18 protein-coding genes are annotated in these 15,919 nt (G+C 68.3%); 9 read left to right on the top strand and 9 right to left on the bottom strand.

Annotated features, from left to right (window positions below; genetic code table 11):
• The 6 genes from AB0J95_RS09405 to AB0J95_RS09380 all read right to left on the bottom strand — a co-directional run bounded on the left by AB0J95_RS09405 (position 1) and on the right by AB0J95_RS09380 (position 6,621).
• Positions 1-1,020 (bottom strand): ABC transporter permease, encoded by a 1,020-nt coding sequence (locus AB0J95_RS09405; RefSeq protein ID WP_364754680.1) that lies wholly within the window; start codon positions 1,018-1,020, stop codon positions 1-3.
• On the bottom strand, positions 1,017-2,546 hold the full coding sequence (locus AB0J95_RS09400; RefSeq protein ID WP_364754677.1) for a sugar ABC transporter ATP-binding protein: 1,530 nt from the start codon (positions 2,544-2,546) through the stop codon (positions 1,017-1,019). Before AB0J95_RS09400 ends, AB0J95_RS09405 begins: the two co-directional genes overlap by 4 nt.
• Positions 2,543-3,466, bottom strand: a complete 924-nt coding sequence (locus tag AB0J95_RS09395; RefSeq protein ID WP_364754675.1) for a sugar ABC transporter substrate-binding protein — start codon at positions 3,464-3,466, stop codon at positions 2,543-2,545. Before AB0J95_RS09395 ends, AB0J95_RS09400 begins: the two co-directional genes overlap by 4 nt.
• A gap of 214 nt (positions 3,467-3,680) precedes the next feature.
• On the bottom strand, positions 3,681-4,439 hold the full coding sequence (locus AB0J95_RS09390) for an SDR family oxidoreductase (RefSeq protein ID WP_364755051.1): 759 nt from the start codon (positions 4,437-4,439) through the stop codon (positions 3,681-3,683).
• A gap of 11 nt (positions 4,440-4,450) precedes the next feature.
• Positions 4,451-5,752 (bottom strand): enolase C-terminal domain-like protein, encoded by a 1,302-nt coding sequence (locus AB0J95_RS09385; protein ID WP_364754673.1) that lies wholly within the window; start codon positions 5,750-5,752, stop codon positions 4,451-4,453.
• A gap of 2 nt (positions 5,753-5,754) precedes the next feature.
• Positions 5,755-6,621, bottom strand: a complete 867-nt coding sequence (locus tag AB0J95_RS09380; protein ID WP_364754670.1) for a fumarylacetoacetate hydrolase family protein — start codon at positions 6,619-6,621, stop codon at positions 5,755-5,757.
• A 175-nt stretch (positions 6,622-6,796) separates the two neighbouring features.
• Here AB0J95_RS09380 and AB0J95_RS09375 point away from each other — a divergent pair, with 175 nt between their 5' ends.
• Positions 6,797-8,026: a serine hydrolase domain-containing protein gene (locus AB0J95_RS09375; RefSeq protein WP_364754668.1), complete on the top strand. Its 1,230-nt coding sequence runs from the start codon at positions 6,797-6,799 to the stop codon at positions 8,024-8,026.
• 64 nt (positions 8,027-8,090) lie between these two features.
• A complete protein-coding gene (locus tag AB0J95_RS09370; RefSeq protein ID WP_364754665.1) occupies positions 8,091-9,020 on the top strand; it encodes a hypothetical protein in 930 nt (309 codons plus the stop codon).
• Between the two features lie 6 nt (positions 9,021-9,026).
• Here the strand turns inward: AB0J95_RS09370 and AB0J95_RS09365 are convergent, their stop codons facing one another.
• The gene (locus tag AB0J95_RS09365; RefSeq protein ID WP_364754662.1) at positions 9,027-9,701 is read right to left on the bottom strand and encodes a TetR/AcrR family transcriptional regulator; all 675 of its coding nucleotides are present in this window, start codon (positions 9,699-9,701) and stop codon (positions 9,027-9,029) included.
• Positions 9,702-9,744: 43 nt separating this feature from the next.
• On the opposite strand from AB0J95_RS09365, the gene AB0J95_RS09360 reads away from it, so the two are divergent.
• The 7 genes from AB0J95_RS09360 (at position 9,745) to AB0J95_RS09330 (ending at position 14,212) form a co-directional block, all read left to right on the top strand.
• Positions 9,745-10,155 carry an ATP-binding protein gene (locus AB0J95_RS09360; protein ID WP_364754660.1) on the top strand — a complete coding sequence of 137 codons (411 nt, stop codon included), beginning with the start codon at positions 9,745-9,747 and terminating at the stop codon, positions 10,153-10,155.
• Positions 10,152-10,916: a SigB/SigF/SigG family RNA polymerase sigma factor gene (locus tag AB0J95_RS09355; RefSeq protein WP_364754657.1), complete on the top strand. Its 765-nt coding sequence runs from the start codon at positions 10,152-10,154 to the stop codon at positions 10,914-10,916. The genes AB0J95_RS09360 and AB0J95_RS09355 overlap by 4 nt, the downstream gene beginning before the upstream one ends.
• A 60-nt stretch (positions 10,917-10,976) precedes the next feature.
• Positions 10,977-11,807, top strand: coding sequence for a Ku protein (locus tag AB0J95_RS09350; protein ID WP_364754654.1), 831 nt, complete (start codon positions 10,977-10,979; stop codon positions 11,805-11,807).
• Between the two features lie 77 nt (positions 11,808-11,884).
• Positions 11,885-12,496: a TetR/AcrR family transcriptional regulator gene (locus AB0J95_RS09345; protein WP_364754651.1), complete on the top strand. Its 612-nt coding sequence runs from the start codon at positions 11,885-11,887 to the stop codon at positions 12,494-12,496.
• A 215-nt stretch (positions 12,497-12,711) separates the two neighbouring features.
• A complete protein-coding gene (locus tag AB0J95_RS09340; RefSeq protein ID WP_364754648.1) occupies positions 12,712-13,725 on the top strand; it encodes a hypothetical protein in 1,014 nt (337 codons plus the stop codon).
• Positions 13,722-13,961 (top strand): hypothetical protein, encoded by a 240-nt coding sequence (locus AB0J95_RS09335; protein ID WP_364754646.1) that lies wholly within the window; start codon positions 13,722-13,724, stop codon positions 13,959-13,961. The genes AB0J95_RS09340 and AB0J95_RS09335 overlap by 4 nt, the downstream gene beginning before the upstream one ends.
• A complete protein-coding gene (locus tag AB0J95_RS09330; RefSeq protein ID WP_364754644.1) occupies positions 13,958-14,212 on the top strand; it encodes a hypothetical protein in 255 nt (84 codons plus the stop codon). Before AB0J95_RS09335 ends, AB0J95_RS09330 begins: the two co-directional genes overlap by 4 nt.
• On the opposite strand, the gene AB0J95_RS09325 is transcribed toward AB0J95_RS09330, so the two are convergent.
• Together AB0J95_RS09325 and AB0J95_RS09320 are read right to left on the bottom strand one after the other, a co-directional pair.
• Positions 14,199-15,167, bottom strand: a complete 969-nt coding sequence (locus AB0J95_RS09325) for a beta-ketoacyl-ACP synthase III (protein ID WP_364754641.1) — start codon at positions 15,165-15,167, stop codon at positions 14,199-14,201. The genes AB0J95_RS09330 and AB0J95_RS09325 overlap by 14 nt on opposite strands.
• Before the next feature lie 62 nt (positions 15,168-15,229).
• Positions 15,230-15,862: a TetR family transcriptional regulator gene (locus tag AB0J95_RS09320; protein ID WP_364755048.1), complete on the bottom strand. Its 633-nt coding sequence runs from the start codon at positions 15,860-15,862 to the stop codon at positions 15,230-15,232.
• Between the last annotated feature and the right edge of the window lie 57 nt (positions 15,863-15,919).

The following is a 15,919-nucleotide window of genomic DNA, read 5'->3' as shown; positions in this document are numbered from 1 at the left end:
CTACTCCTGTGCCTTGCCGCTCGTCACCCGGGACAGCACGAGTGCGATCAGGATGATGACACCGTTGATCGCGCCGAACCAGTGCCCGTCCACCCGCATGATGGTCAGCAGGTTCTGGATCAGGCCGAGCATCAGCACACCGCACAGCGCGCCGAACAGCGTGCCCTTGCCGCCGTTGAGGCTGATGCCGCCGATCACGGCCGCGGCGAACACGGTGAAGATCATGCCCTCGCCCATGTTCGCGCCGATCGCGCCCAGCCGCCCGGTCTCCAGGATGCCGGCCAGCGCGGCCAGGATCCCGCCGATGATCAGCACGGTCCAGACCACGGCGTCGGTGCGGATACCCGCGGCCTTGGCGGCGTCGACGTTGCCGCCGATGGCGTACAGCGAACGGCCCTGCCGGAAGTAGGACAGCACCACGATGCCGATGACGAACGCGATCAACGCGATCCACACCGACGCGGCCAGCCCGAACCACTTCTCGAAGCCCAGGTACATGAACGACTGCGGCAGCTGGAACAGGCTGCTACCACCGGAAACACCGACGTGCAGGCCGCGCACAGTGATCAGCATGCCCAGCGTGACGATGAACGCCGACAGCTGGAACTTCAGGATCAGCAACCCGTTGAACGCGCCGATCGCGGCCCCGATCAGCAGGCACAACGGGATCGCCATCCACTCCGGCCACTGCGTGCCAAGGCCGTGCGCGGAAGCCGGTTCCACCAAGGCGATCGCGAGCACCGGGGCGAACCCGATGGTCGACTCCAGCGACAGGTCGAACTTGCCGGTGATCAGGATCATCGCCTCGGCGAGCACCAGCAGCGCGAGCGCGCTCTGCTGCTGCAGCACGTTGGTGAGGTTGTCCACGGTCAGGAAGTCCGGGCTGATCAAGGCGCCGATCACGATCAGCACGATGATCGCCGGGACCAGGGCCAGATCCCGGAACCTGGCCAGCCGGAGCTGAGGTCGGCGGTTGGAGGCGGGAACCGCGACCGTGTCCGGGGTGATCATCTTGGTCATTGCTCTGTCACTCCCTCAATCGCGGCCACGAGGTCCTGGTCGGTCCAGTCGCGCCCGAACTCGTGCGCGACCTCGCCGTGGAACAGCACCAGCACGCGGTCACAGACCCGTAGGTCGTCCAGCTCGTCGGAGATCACCACCACGGCGGAGCCGTCGCGGGCCACGCGATCGACCACGCCGAGCAGCGACTCCTTGGACTTCACGTCCACCCCGGCGGTCGGGTTGATCAGCACCAGCACGCTGGGGTCGTCGGCCAGCGCACGGGCCATCACGACCTTCTGCTGGTTGCCGCCGGACAGGTCGGACACGGGCTGGTCCGGCCCGGACGCGACGATGTCGTAGGACTCGATCGCCTTGCTGCCCACCAATGCCAGCTGTCCCGGCGGGACCGTCCCGAATGGACCGAGCTTGGCCAGCACGGTCATCGCCGCGTTCTCCGCGATGGTCAGCCCGAGAACGAGTCCCTGGTGGTGGCGGTCCCTTGGCACGCAACCGATCTTGTTGCGCAGCGCGTCGGGAACCGAGCCCGGCTTGACCTTCCGGTCGTTCACCAGGACCTCGCCCGCGGACGGCCTGCGCAGACCGTAGATCGTCTCGGCGATCTGGTGCTTGCCGCTGGACGCGCTGCCGGCGAAGCCGATCACCTCGCCCGTACGGACTTTCAGCGAGACGTCGTGGAACGCGTCCCCGGACAGCTCGCGAAGTTCCAGCGCCACCGGGGTTTTCGCGTCCACGGCGGCGCGGCTGGCGGCACCGGGCACGTGCAGGCCGCCGGGTTCACCGGTCATCGCGTCGACCAGTTCGGCCCGGCCCAGCTCGCTCACCGGCGCCGTCAGGATGTGCCGGGCGTCCCGGTACACCGTCACCTTCTGGCACACCTCGTAGATCTCCTCGAGGTGGTGCGAGATGAACAGGAACGTGATCCCGTTGTCCTGCAACGTCCGCATCCGCTCGAACAGCCGCTCGATGGCCGGGCCGTCCAGCTGCGCGGTCGGCTCGTCGAGGATGATGAACCGCGCGCCCGCGGACAGCGCCCGTGCGATCTCCACGAGCTGGCGCTGTTCCACCGTCAGGTCCGAGGCGGGCAGCGTCACGTCCACGTTGACGTCGAAGGACTCCAGCAGCTCCGCGGCCTGGCGGCGCATCCGGCTCCAGCTGATCAGCGTGCGGCCCTGGCGGTTGATGAACAGGTTCTCCGCCACCGACAGCGCGGGCATGATCGTCGACCGCTGGTACACGCAGGCGACGTTGTGCCGCCAGCCGTCCCGGTCGCTCAGCGTCGGCGCCGCGACGCCGCCGAAGGTGACCTCGCCGCTGTCCGGCGCCTGCAGCCCGGTCAGGATCGAGACCAAAGTGGACTTGCCGGCGCCGTTGCGGCCGACCAGCGCGTGCGACTCGCCGTCGTGGATCTCGATGCCCACGTCGTTGAGCGCGACCGTGCGGCCGAAGCGTTTGGTGATGTTACGCGCCTCGGCGGCGAGCTTGACGCCCGCCGCCGACGCGTTCTGCTCGCTCAGACTCATCATTGCCCGATCTGGTTGCCCCACAACGCCTTGTCCTCGACGTTGTCCTTGGTCACCAACGGCGCGGCCAGCTGGTCCTCGAGGTTGCCGTTGCCGACGTCCACGATGGTCGAGTCGTGGTCGGTCTTGCCGGGCTGGAAGGTCTTGCCCTCCAGCGCCGCCTTGGCGTAGAACAGCGCCCACTTGGCGTACAGGTCGGCCGGCTGCGAGACGGTCGCGTCGATGTCACCCTTGCGGATGGCCGCGAACTCCTCGGGGATGCCGTCGTTGGAGATGGCGAAGATGTGCTTCGGGTCGCCCGCCGGGAACAGGTGCCCGGTGGAGCGCAGCACCTGCAGGGTCGGCGCCAGGAACACGCCACCGGCCTGCATGTAGATGCCCTTGATGTCCGGGTTCTGGGTCAGCCGGGTCTGCAGGGCCGAGCTGGCCTTGGCGCCCTCCCAGTCGGTCGGCTCCTCGAACACCGTGATGCCCGGGTAGTTCTGCTTCATGCAGGCGGCGAACGCCTCGGACCGGTCGCGGCCGTTCACGCTGGACAGCGAGCCCTGGAACTCCACGACCTTGCCCTGGCCGCCCAGCTTGTCGCCGAGGAACTTGCAGGCCTTCTCGCCGTAGGCCTTGTTGTCCGCGCGCACGACCATGAACACCTTGCCGTTGTCCGGCCGGGTGTCCACGGTGACCACTGGGATCTTCTGCTGTTCCAGGCGCTGCAACGTGGTCGCGATCGCGCCGGTGTCCTGCGGGGCCATCACGATCGCCTTGGCGCCCTGACCGGTCAGGGTCTGCACGTTGGCGACCAGGGTCTCGACCTTGTTCTGCGAGTTGGTCGGCGACATCATGTTGACGCCGAGTTCCTTGGCGTACTGGGGCACGTACTTGATGTACGAGTTCCAGAAGTCCGAGTCGGCGCGCGGGAAGTCCACGCCGATCGGGGCCGAGGCGCCCGCTGCCGGTGAGGAGCCCCCGCTCCCCGTGTTGGACGACGAATTACAGGCCGTTGCGGCCAGCACAACCAGGGCGGCGGCGGCCACCGTACGGACGGAGCGTCGGACGGGCACCACTGGTCCTCCTTGACGGGCGGTGTTCTTCTCTGGTGACTGTCAGCGGTCGTCGCTCGAGGTCCTCGAGCGACGACCACTACTGCTGTGTTGGTGGCCGCAAGCGCAGGCCGTACATGCCGCCATCCACGGCAAGCACCGTTCCCACCGTGGCGCCCGAGAGCGGGCTGGCCAGGTAGGCGATCGCGTTGGCGACCTCGTCGGCCGACACCAGCCGGCCGGTGGGTTGCCGTGCCTCGAGCGCCGAGCGCTCGGCCGCCGGGTCGGCGGCCTGGCCGAGCAGGCGCCCGACCCAGGGGGTGTCCACAGTGCCCGGTGCCACCGCGTTGACCCGGATGCCCTCACGGACGTGGTCGGCGGCCATCGCCAGGGTGAGCGCGTACACCGCGCCCTTGCTGGCCGAGTACACCGCGCGCTGCGGCAGGCCGGCCCACGCGGCGATCGAGCAGGTGTTGACGATCGCGGCCTTCGGCGACTTCCGCAAGTGCGGCAAGGCATGCCGGGCGACGCGGGCCATGCCGAGGACGTTGACGTCCATCACCCGCAGCCACTCGTCGTCGCTGTTGGCCGCGACATCGCCGATCGCGCCGATCCCGGCGTTGTTGATGACGATGTCCAGGCGGCCGAACCGTTCCACCACAGCGTCCACAGCGGACTTGACGGCGGCGTCGTCGGTGACGTTGCACTCGAACCCGGCGATGTGCTCGGGCAGGCCGTCCGGCTTGAGGTCCAGCGCCGCCACGGTCGCGCCCCGGCTGGCGAGCAGTTCCCCCGCCGCCAGGCCGATTCCGGAGGCACCGCCGGTGACAATGGCCACCAGGTCCGCGAAATCATTCAACACAGCGTCGCTCACGCGTTGTCTCCTGTCCACTCAGGACCTTCCGGGAACTGGTAGCGGCGCAAGGTCGCGTCGTGCATCCGGGCGGAGAACCCGGGTTTGGTGGGCGCCACGTAGTATCCGGCGCGGACGACAGCCGGGTCGGTGAAGTGCTCGTGCAGGTGGTCCACCCACTCGATGGCCCGGTTGGCCTGGCTGCCGGTGACCGAGACGAAGTCGAACATGGACAGGTGCCGGACCAGCTCGCAGAGCCCGACGCCGCCCGCGTGCGGGCAGACCGGGACGCCGAACTTGGCCGCCAGCAACAGGATCGCCACGTTCTCGTTCACCCCGCCGACCCGCGCGGCGTCGATCTGCAGCACCGAGATCGCCTCGGCCTGCAGCATCTGCTTGAACACCACCCGGTTCTGCACGTGTTCCCCGGAGGCGACCTTGATCGGCGCGATCTGCCGCGCGATGGCCTGGTGGCCAAGGATATCGTCCGGCGAGGTGGGCTCCTCGATCCAGTAGGGACCGAACGGCGACAGCGCCCGCATCCACTCCACCGCGGTCGAGACGTCCCAGCGCTGGTTGGCGTCCACCGCGATCCGGATGTCGTCGCCGACCGCCGCGCGGGCCAGCCGCAGCCGCCGGATGTCGTCCTCGAGGCTGCCGCCGACCTTGAGCTTGATCATGTCGAAGCCGTCCGCGACGGCCTGTTTGGACAGTCGCACGAGCTTGTCGTCGGAGTAGCCCAGCCAGCCCGGCGAGGTGGTGTAGGCGCGGTACCCGTTGGCCAGCAACGACTCGATCCGCTGCTGCTTGCCCTCCCGGCAGCGTTCCAGGATCTCGTAGGCCTCGTCCGGGGTGAGCGCGTCGGTGAGGTAGCGGAAGTCGATCAGGCCGACGACCTCCTCGGGCGTCATGTCCGCGAGGAACCGCCAGACCGGCTTGTCCGCGCGCCGGGCGGCCAGATCCCAGGCGGCGTTGACCATCGCGCCCACGGCCATGTGCGCGACACCCTTCTCCGGGCCCAGCCAGCGGAACTGCGAGTCGCCGACGAGTTCGGCCGACAACGCGGCCAGTTCCGCGGCGGTCTCCGGCACGCGCTTGCCGACGACGTGCGGCTCCAGCGAGCGGATCGCGGCCGCCTGCACGTCGTTGCCGCGCCCGATGGTGAAGGCGAAGCCGTAGCCGTCCGGGCCCTCGTCGGCGTGCAGCACGACGTAGGCGGCCGAGTAGTCCGGGTCCGGGTTCATCGCGTCGGACCCGTCCAGCTCACGGGAGGTGGGAAAGCGGACGTCCAGAACGTCGATTCCGTTGATGATGGGCATGGTCAGGCCTGCCCCACCCGCTGCTTCTGCTTGCCCAGGCCCTGGATCTCCAGTTCGATCACGTCCCCCTCGCGCAGGTAGGGCTTGGGTTCGGGCTGGCCGAGGGCGACCCCCTGCGGCGTGCCGGTGTTGATCACGTCCCCGGGCCGCAGCACCAGGTACTGGCTCAGGTGGTGGACGATCTCGGCGACGCTGAAGATCATGTCCTTTGTGGACGAGTTCTGCCTGAGCTCACCGTTGACCCACAACGACAACGCCAGGTCCTGCGGGTCCACTCCCTCGGCGGGCAGCAGCCACGGGCCCATCGGGTTGAACGTCTCGCACGACTTTCCCTTGTCCCACTGGCCGCCGGGCCGTTCCAGCTGGTACTCGCGCTCGGACACGTCGTTGGAGATCGTGTACCCGGCCACGTGTCCCAGGGCCTCGCCGGGCGATTCCAGGTAGCGGGCGGTCTTGCCGATCACCACGGCCAGCTCGACCTCCCAGTCGGTCTTGACCGAGGTGCGCGGGATCAGCACCTCGTCGAAAGGTCCGACGACCGTGTCCGGCGCCTTCATGAACACCACCGGCTCGGCCGGGGCGGGCGCGCCGGTCTCGGCGGCGTGCGCGCGGTAGTTCATGCCGATGCAGACGACCTTGCCGGGCTGAGCGACCGGCGGGCCGACCCGCAGGCCGGTACCGTCGGCAGGGTCGTCAAAGGCAGGGAGCGAGCCCGCGGTGAGCGCCTCGGCAACCCGCGCGATCCCGTCGGCGGCCAGGAACGCACCGTCGATGTCGCCGGTCAGCCCGCTCAGGTCGAACAGCGAACCGTCACCGGCCCGGACGACGGGGCGCTCACTGCCTGCTGGGCCGAGTCGCATCAGGTGCATCTTCGGTTGCCTCCAACTCACCGATCGCAATACATCGGATGTATAGCGCCTCCGATGGCGGCCCGTCCAGTCTCGGAACCAAATCGAGAGGTTATATGTCCGATGATTAGCCTGCCGTGCGGCGCGGTGATGGGATGGCCCTCGCCGAGCAGTGTGCGCAGGTGAGGAGTGGTCAATGGCGATCCAGGGAACCCACGAGCCGCAGTTCGTCGAGGTGCTGGCCGAGTTCGAGCGCAACTTCGCCGAACGCGGCGAGGTCGGCGCGTCGGTCAGCGTGACCGTCGACGGCCAGACCGTCGTCGACCTGTGGGGCGGCACCGCCGACCCGGTCACCGGCAGGGAGTGGACGTCGGACACCCTCGTCGACGTCTGGTCCTGCACCAAGGGCGCCACCGCGTTGTGCGCGCACATCCTGGCCTCGCGCGGCGAGCTGGACCTGCACGCGCCGGTGGCCAAGTACTGGCCGGAGTTCGCCCAGAACGGCAAGGACGGGATCCTGGTGCACCAGCTGCTGGACCACCAGGCCGGGCTGGCCGGGGTGCGCGAGCAGGTGCCGCCGGGCGCGTTCTTCGACTGGGCCCGGATGACCGCCATCCTCGAACGCGCCGAGCCGCTGTGGGAGCCCGGCACCAGGCACGGCTATCACGGCCTGCTGTTCGGCTTCCTGGTCGGCGAAGTCGTCCAGCGGGTGTCCGGGCGCCCGCTGGCCCGGTTCTTCGCCGAGGAGGTCGCTGGGCCGCTGGAACTGGACTTCTGGCTGAGCCTGCCCGAGGAGCAGGAGGGCCGGGTCGCGCCGACCCTGCCGCCGGACCTGACCAAGCCGGGCACGCTCATCCCCAGCCTGTACACGGCCGCGATGACAGATCCGACGTCTGTCCCCGGCCTGATGGTGGTCAACACCGGCGGTTACATGGCGCCGGAGTCGTTCAACTCCCGCGCTGCGCACGCGTCGACCATCGGCGCTGTCGGCGGCATCACCAACGCGCGTGGACTCGCTGGCATGTACCGGCCGTTGGCGCTGGGGGGCACGTTCGCGGACGTACAACTGGTACGCCCGAACCAGATCGCCGTGATGGGCCAGGTGAGCTCGGCTTGTTCCGTTGACGCGGCGGTACTTGTGCCGACCCGGTTCGCCAACGGGTTCCTCAAGACCGGCGACAACCAGCATCTGGCCGCCAACGACCAGGAGGGCGTGCTGATGTCCGAGGACGCGTTCGGGCACAGCGGAATGGGCGGCGCGCTGGGGTTCGCGGACCCGCGTGCGCGCGTCTCGTTCGGGTACGCGATGAACCAACAGGGGTCCGGGATCGGCGTGAACGCACGTGGACAGTCCCTTGTAGACGCTGTGTACCGGGCCCTTGGGTACGAACAGATCACCGACGGGGGCACCTGGTTCAAGCTGTGAGTTTTTTGGCAAGGTTGTGACTTTGGCAAGCCGCAAGCCCGCTGGTCGGGATACCTTCGGGCGCATGAACGGCCTGGCTTTCGACTTGCCCTTCCCCCCGGTGCGCAACCATCATGTCGCGGCCGTCCGGGCGCCGGTCTGGCAGTGGGTCAAGAAGTTCGGCCTGCCGGGCGGGCGCCCGGCCGTTCACCGGATGGGTCTGGACCTGTTGGCCGCGCACATCTACCCGTCCGCGTCACCGGAGAACCTGGCGCTGCTGACCAAGTGGCTGATCTGGTCGTTCCTGCTGGACGACCAGTTCGACGACAAGGCGGTCGACGACGTCACGCTGGCGCCGCACTACCTGCTGACCGAGATGCACGCGATCATCAACGGCGAGCAACGCGAGTGGGACAACCCCCTCACCGCGGCGCTGGCGGATCTGTGGCGGGCCACCAACGAGAAGCGTTCGCCCGAATGGCAGGCAAGCCTCAAGGTGCACATGGCGGCGTACCTCACGTCCTACCTGCGCGAGATGTCCGACCGCGTGTCCGGCCGCCACCTGTCCTTGCCGACCTACCTCGGGCACCGCCGCGACTCCGTTGCCATGGCGGCGTTTCTGAACCTGTCCGAGATCTCCACGGGCATCGAACTGGACCCCGACGTGCGCGACTCGCCCACCCTGACCGCCGCCCACCGCGCCCTGTCCGACCACGTCGGCGCGGTGAACGACATCTTCTCGCACCGCAAGGAAACCGCGTTCGGCTACTACCACAACGCCGTCTGCATCGTGTCGGCCGAACAGGGCCTGCCCGTCCGCCGCTCCATGGAGGTCGTCCGCGACCTCGCCGACGACTTCATGCACGAATACCAGTCCCTCGAACCCACCCTCACAGTCCCCGACATCTACCGCAACGAGATGCGCGCCCTCGTCCGCGGCCACGTCACCTGGTGCCGCCTCACCGCCCGCTACAACATCCCCACCCCCATCCAACGCGCCAAAGCCCACCGCTGAGAGCGGTCAGACCGCGTCGGGGCCGTAGATCGAGCGGACCCAGATGGTGCCGAGGGTGTCGATCAGTTCGGTGTCCCATTCGGGTGATGGTGGCAGCAGGGTCTGCTGGTAGCACGCGGCCTCGTTCATCATCACGAGGACACGGGCCAGGGCTCGGGCGGAGGGTGGGCCGGGCATGGCGAGGCCGGCGTTGCGCTCGCTCTCGATCTGCACGGCGGCGGACCGCATGAACCGGCGGGCGATGTCCCGCCACAGCTCGGCCAGGCGGGGGTCGGTCTCGCGGCCGCGCACGGAGGCACGCAACGCGGGGCCGTGTGCCCGCCACAGCGCGACGGTGTGGGTCAGCGCCCGTTCCACCGCCTCCTTGGGGGACTCGTCGCCGCGGCGGAACCACACGACCGCGGAGGTGTAGATCTCCCGGCACAGGCGGTCGGACAACGCGTAGAGCACGTCCTCACGCGACTCGAAGTGCAGGTAGAACGTCGAGCGGGCCACACCGGCGCCGGCGGCCAGCTCGTCGATGCCGATCTCGTGCAGCGAACGGTTGGCCAGCAACAGCTCCGCGGTGTCCAAAATGGCCTGGGTGGTGCCCTCGCCGCGGGCAGGCCGGGGTGCGCGCGGGGGCTCGCCGGCCCCGGGTGGGCCGGCGGGCCAGTCGGGAGGCTGGCGGCGCACCGTCATGGCGCCATTCTTGCAAACGTGTGAACCGGCTACTGTTGTCACCGTGACGAGTGACGAACCGCCGTTCGGGGACGACATCGAGGTCAAGGTCGGCGCCGACGCGGCCCAGCTGCCGGTGCTGCGGGCGATCGCGTCGGTCGTCGCCATGCGCCAGGACCTCGACCTGGACGCGATCGCGGACTTCAAGATGGCGGTGGACGAGGCCGGCTCGATGCTGGTCCTCAAGGCGGTCGGGCAGACCAACCTGACCTGCCGGTTCACCCCGACCAAGGCGGAGATCAAGTTCGCCGCCACCGCGCTGTCGGAGTCCGGCGAGTGGCCGGACGCCGGCTCGTTCGGCTGGCACGTGCTGTCCACCCTCGCCGACGAGGTCGACGCCAGCGTCACCCCCGCCACCGGCGGGCACCTGCTGCGCATCGAGATCGTCAAACGGAACGGGCTGGGACACGAGTGAACCCGCGCGGCGGCTACGACCACCTCGCCCCGCTGTTCGTCGAGCTGGCTGCCCTGCCCGAGGACAGTGCTGAGCGCCGGGAGCTGCGGGAACGGCTGGTCACCGAGCACATGCCGGTGGCCGACCACATCGCCCGCCGGTTCGCCCACCAGGGCGCGCCGCTGGACGACCTGTCCCAGGTCGCCAAGATCGGCCTGATCAACGCGGTGGACCGGTTCGACCCGGAGCACGGCGCGGACTTCATGTCCTTCGCGGTGCCCACGATCATGGGCGAGGTCCGCAGGCACATCCGGGACACCAGCTGGGCCGTGCACGTGCCGCGGCGGCTCAAGGAGATGCGGCTGGCCATCGCGGGCGCGGTGACCGAGCTGTCGCAGCGGCTGGGCCGGGCGCCGACGCCGAGCCAGATCGCCGAGCACCTCAAGATCAGCCGCGAGGAGGTCTTCGAGGGGTTCGAGGCGACCAACGCGCACCACTCGCTGTCGCTGGACTACCTGCTGACCGACGACCCGGACTCCGCGTCGCTGGCCGACACGCTGGGCGCCGACGACCCCGAGCTGAGCGTGGTGGACGCCCGCGAGGCGCTGTACCCGCTGATCAAGAAGCTGCCGGAGCGCCAGCAGAAGATCATCACGCTGCGGTTCTTCGGCAACCTCACGCAGACCCAGATCGCCGAGACGCTGGGCATCAGCCAGATGCACGTGTCCCGGCTGCTGGCCAAGAGCCTCGATCAACTGCGTGCCGGGCTGGTCGAGGGCTGACCTGGTCTTTTCGCCCGTTTGGGGTTGCAAAACGGACTTCGAGCCGCTTCGCTTGGGGTCATGCGACCCGTGTGGCGAGGAGCCATCTCGTTCGGGCTGGTGACCATCGCCGTCCGGATGTTCGGCTCGAGCGAGGAGCACGACTTCCGGTTCCACCAGGTCCACCCCGAGGACGGGGGCCGGATCCGGTACAAACGCGTCTGCGAGATCTGCGGAAACGAGGTCGAGTACCGCGACATCGCCAAGGGCTACGAACTGGAGGACGGCCGGGTCGTGATCCTCACCGACGAGGATTTCGCGAAGCTGCCGGTCTCGACGGACAAGTCGATCGAGGTGCTCGAGTTCGTCCCGGCGGGTGAGGTCGACCCGATCTATTTCCAGAAGACCTACTACCTGGAACCGGACAAGACCGCGGGCCGCCCCTATGTGCTGCTGCGGCAGGCGCTGGAGGACACCGACCGGCTGGCGGTCGTGCGCATCACGATCCGGCAGCGCGAGTCGCTCGCCATCCTGCGGGCCCGCCAGGACATCCTCGTGCTGCACACCATCTACTGGCCGGACGAGATCAGGAAACCCGATTTCGGCTTCCTCGAGCAGGACATCGAGGTGCGCTCGCAGGAACTGAAGATGGCCACTTCCTTGATCGACAACATGGCCGGTTCGTTCAAGCCGGAACAGTTCACCGACGAATACCGCGACGCCATGGCCGATCTTGTCGCGGCCAAGGCCGAGGGCGCTGAGCTGCCGGAACGCCCCGAGGAAGAGGACCATGGCGACGTCATCGACCTGATGACCGCACTGGAACGAAGCGTGGAACAGACCCGCGCCAAGGAACCCGAACCGGCGAAGAAGCCGGCCTCGAAGAGCAAGTCAGGGAAGCGAACCGCATAACATTACCGAACCGCCCTTGACCCGATCGAGTAACGGGTCATCCACCGGCGTGTCGCCCGGCGTGTCACAGTGGGCACATGAGTTCTGCTTCCGAACCGCGCTGGCGGCGGCTCGAACCGGACGCCCGCCGGGAACAGATCCTCGTCTGCGCTGTCCGGTTATTCGGCGAGCGGCCCTACCCGGAAGTCTCGACAACTGACATCGCACAGGAGGCGGGCGTCGCCCGCGGGCTGATCAACCACTATTTCGGTACCAAACGGGATCTGTATCTGGAAGTGGTGCGCCGAATGGTGACCATTCCCAGTTCGTCGCCGCAGGCGTCGCATCCGGGGTCACTGGAGGACCGGATCGACGCGAGCGTGAGCTGGTTCCTTGATCGCGTGTTGAGGCACAGCAAGACCTGGCTGGTGGCCGTCGGCGGAGTGGGCCACGACGAGGACGTGGAACGCATTGTCGCCGACGCCGACGAACTGGCCGCCGACCGCGTCCTTGAGTTCGTGGGTTTGGCCGGTGTCCAGGAGCACCGTGAACAACTGCGCGCGATGATCCGCGCCTACGCGGGCATGGTGAAGGCGGCGGGCCGCGAATGGCTGATGCGCGACCACCTCAACCGCGACCAGGTCCACCTCCTGCTCAGCCGCACCCTGCTCACCCTCGTCCGGGACACCTTCCCCAAAGTCCGCGGCTGACCGGGTAGTCGGCCGGGCGGCCACCCGCCCGGCCGATGGAAGGGAAATCGCGCGGCGGATGAGAGTGGGGCGGACGAGCCACCGAACGGCCGCAATTCCGCATCAGTACGGGATTCGGTGATCTATTTTCGGTGACCCGATGGTGCGTGCGAATTGTGTGCAGCTCGGGGAGGGGTCATCAGCACAACAACGTCGCCAGTTCGCCGAAAAACTCGATGCCCAGCCGGAAGTCATATCGCGCCCTCGCGACGGAAACCGGCCTCGGCTTCACCATCATCGCCGGATACTGCTCCGGACGTCACCTTCCCCAGCTGTCGGTCGGCCGGGAGTTCTCCCGGTTGCTCACCGCGATGGGGGTCCGAAACTGGCCATCCTGCTCCAGCGGCAGCAAATCGTCGTCGAGCCGATGGACGCCGAGCAACTCCGTTCGGTCATTGTCGGCCCCCGCGCACGCCGTCGGCCTGGAATTGCAGGACGGCCTCGTCGACTTGTTGTTACGGGAAACCGAAGGCGAGCCCGGTGTGCTGCCATTGTTGTCACACACCCTGCGGGCGATAGTGGAGCTGACCCACACATCGGCGATCCGGATCGACCAGTACCGCGAGGCCGGTGGCGTGCAGGGCGCGATCGCCCGGACCGCGGACAGCTCCTACCACTCGTTGTCCGCTGAACGGCAGGTCATTGCGCGGAACCTGTGCCTGCGCCTGGTGGCGACCGAGGAGAACACGGCCGACACCCGTCGGCGGGTGACCTTCGATGAGCTGTTCGACGGCCGGAGCGCCAGTGAGTCGGACGCGCGCGCCGAACGGCCGAGTTCCTCTACCGCGCTGGACTGGGCGGCCGAGCCGGGTCCCCGCGCATCCCTGAACCCGCTGGAACAGGACTTCCTCGCCGCGTCGCAGGCGGCCAGATCGGCGCAGCAGGCCGCGGATCGCCGACGGGTCCGGCGGCGGTACGAGGTGGCCAGCGCCGTCATCGTGCTCATCGTCCTCGCCGTCGGAGCCGGTCTCTACGCACGGCAGGTGAGCAGCGATGCGCGACGCGAGGCGGAGCTCGCCGCGTCCCGGGAGATCGCGGACCGCGCGGTCCGGCTGCGTGAACGGGATCCCGCTCTCGCCGCACAGCTGGCTCTCGCCGCGTACCGGATCAGTTCCACTCCGGAGGCGCTTTGCTGGACGCGTCGGCGATCCCGATGCCCCGTCGGCTGCTCACTGGTGGGGCGGCGATGAGCGCGGCCGGGCCCCTGCTCGCCGTGGGGACCGGCGACGGGACGACGCAGCTCTGGCGGCTCGACGGCACACCCGCGTCCATCCTCAAAGGACTCAGCCAGACGGTCAAGAGCGTTGCCTTCACTCCCAACGGAACCACGCTCGCCGCGGGGGAACCGCCGCCGAACACGTCGTCTACACCTGGAATATCGCCGATCCGCACACGTGGCGCCGTCACGTCCGAATCCTCGCCATGATCCATCCCGTGGACGCCGCGCCGAAGACGTTGCTGCTCAACGGTCTCATGCCCACACTGCGCCGGTCGGCCGACCCACTCGTGCTCGTCGTGTCGGACGTCATCCACCAGTCGGTGATCCGGCACGGATACCAAGGGATCAACGATCTGGACTACGCCGCGACGGTGACGATCCGCCTGGCCGGGCGGCAACACCTCGGCTGGGTGCATTTCGCCGGCGAGCCGTCCGAGCTCGCCCTCATGGGAGGGTGACGACCTGCGCGGCGTAGCTCAGGCCGGCGCCGAACCCGATCAGCAGGGCCAGGGAACCGGGTTCGGTCGCCTTGGCCTCGGCGAGGCGTTGCAGGGCAAGGGGAATCGACGCCGCGGAGGTGTTGCCGGACCGCACGACGTCCTGGGCGACGACGGCCTGCGGAGCGCCGATCTTCTTGGCCATCGCGTGGATGATGCGCAGATTGGCCTGGTGGGGGACGATCGCGGCGAGGTCGGCGGGGCGGACACCGGCGCGTTCGCAGGCCTGGAGCGCCACCGGGTGCAGCTCGGTGGTGGCCCAGCGGAACACCGCCTGGCCCTCCATGTGCATGCCATGGCTGAAGTCGGGGATACGGATGAGGTCCGCGCCCTGACCATCGCTCCCCCACACCACCGGGCCGATGCCGGGCGTCGCCGACGGGCCGACGATGGCCGCGCCCGCACCGTCGCCGAAGATGATCGACGTGCCGAGATCCATCGGGTCGACCCACGCGGTCATCCGCTCGGTCCCCACGACGAGCACATACTTGGCCGAACCATTGCGCACCACGTCAGCGGCAACGGTCAAGGCGTAGCAGAACCCCGCACAGGCGGCGTTCAGGTCAAAGGCACCCGCGGTCACCGCACCCAAAGCGTGTGCGACACCCGATGCGACGTCAGGCATCGGCTTCTCGGCGCTGCAACTGGCCACGATCACCAAGCCGATGTCCTCGGCGGACATGCCGCAGTTCGCCAAGGCCTGGCGGCTGGCCGCGACGGCCATCTCGTGCACGGTCTCGGTCTCGGCCTTGCGCAACGACACGATCCCGGTACGCCCCCGCACCCACTCGCCCGTACGGCCGAACCGCTGCGCGGTCTCCTCACTTGTGACCACTGTGGACGGTTGATAGGCCCCGAACCCAACCATCCGGGCACCGGCGATCGCCGTGGTCTGGCGAAGCCGAGAAACCTTCACCCCTGCGGAAACTCCACCCATGGCCACATCCTGGTGGCTACCAATGAGTAAGAGCGTCACATTTAAGGTGCGCCACTCCCGTGTCCCATCAATACCGCCAGGTAACTTCTCGCGAATGCGCGAACATCCTCGTCAGTGTCCAGGGGAATACAGCTGGATGGCGTAAGCGTGAACGAGATAGCCAGCCGCACGAACAGTTCCGCGACACCGGCGGGATCCCGCCCGGCAACGGGCTTGTCCCCACCCGGCAGGCCTTCTCCCTGTGTGACAAGGAAATCACGCGCCACAGCAACGACCAGACCACCATCAACGGTGAGATACGGCAACAACGCTTCGGGGTCACTCGAGAGCAAGCGGGTAAGCAATGGGTCACGACGGGCATACCGAATGCCCACAACGAAACCCTCGACAAGACGTTCCCGTGCTGTTGGCAGCCCCTCCACCGCGGCGGCGATACTGCCGAAGAACCGGCGGCACTCCCTGATCAGGACCGCTTGAACAAGTACATCCTTGTTGTCGAACCGCCGATACAACGTCGCCCGCGACACACCCGCGCGGCGCGCCACGGCGTCCACGTTCGTGCGCCGCAGGCCGTACGCCAGGAACTCCTCGAAGGCGGCGTCCAGGATCGACTCGCCGACCGGGTCAGTGTCCTGACCGCTGGCAAGAACGGCCCCAAGCAGCGCCTCTGGCATCACACGGCGAGCCTACGGCGATCGGGCACCCGCCGTGCGCCGCGGTGGCCATCCGCC

Source organism: Actinocrispum sp. NPDC049592 (assembly GCF_040675465.1).
Classification (GTDB): Bacteria; Actinomycetota; Actinomycetes; order Mycobacteriales; family Pseudonocardiaceae; genus Kibdelosporangium.
This window is presented reverse-complemented; position numbering and strand designations above follow the sequence as displayed.

Excerpts from the sequence above, each read along its gene's own strand:
- AB0J95_RS09405 (WP_364754680.1), bottom strand. The coding sequence starts at position 1,020 with ATGACCAAGATGATCACCCCGGACACGGTCGCGGTTCCCGCCTCCAAC.
- AB0J95_RS09400 (WP_364754677.1), bottom strand. The coding sequence starts at position 2,546 with ATGATGAGTCTGAGCGAGCAGAACGCGTCGGCGGCGGGCGTCAAGCTC.
- AB0J95_RS09385 (WP_364754673.1), bottom strand. The coding sequence starts at position 5,752 with ATGCCCATCATCAACGGAATCGACGTTCTGGACGTCCGCTTTCCCACC.
- AB0J95_RS09380 (WP_364754670.1), bottom strand. The coding sequence starts at position 6,621 with ATGCACCTGATGCGACTCGGCCCAGCAGGCAGTGAGCGCCCCGTCGTC.
- AB0J95_RS09375 (WP_364754668.1), top strand. The coding sequence starts at position 6,797 with ATGGCGATCCAGGGAACCCACGAGCCGCAGTTCGTCGAGGTGCTGGCC.
- AB0J95_RS09370 (WP_364754665.1), top strand. The coding sequence starts at position 8,091 with ATGAACGGCCTGGCTTTCGACTTGCCCTTCCCCCCGGTGCGCAACCAT.
- AB0J95_RS09365 (WP_364754662.1), bottom strand. The coding sequence starts at position 9,701 with ATGACGGTGCGCCGCCAGCCTCCCGACTGGCCCGCCGGCCCACCCGGG.
- AB0J95_RS09350 (WP_364754654.1), top strand. The coding sequence starts at position 10,977 with ATGCGACCCGTGTGGCGAGGAGCCATCTCGTTCGGGCTGGTGACCATC.
- AB0J95_RS09345 (WP_364754651.1), top strand. The coding sequence starts at position 11,885 with ATGAGTTCTGCTTCCGAACCGCGCTGGCGGCGGCTCGAACCGGACGCC.
- AB0J95_RS09340 (WP_364754648.1), top strand. The coding sequence starts at position 12,712 with ATGCCCAGCCGGAAGTCATATCGCGCCCTCGCGACGGAAACCGGCCTC.
- AB0J95_RS09335 (WP_364754646.1), top strand. The coding sequence starts at position 13,722 with ATGAGCGCGGCCGGGCCCCTGCTCGCCGTGGGGACCGGCGACGGGACG.
- AB0J95_RS09330 (WP_364754644.1), top strand. The coding sequence starts at position 13,958 with ATGATCCATCCCGTGGACGCCGCGCCGAAGACGTTGCTGCTCAACGGT.
- AB0J95_RS09320 (WP_364755048.1), bottom strand. The coding sequence starts at position 15,862 with ATGCCAGAGGCGCTGCTTGGGGCCGTTCTTGCCAGCGGTCAGGACACT.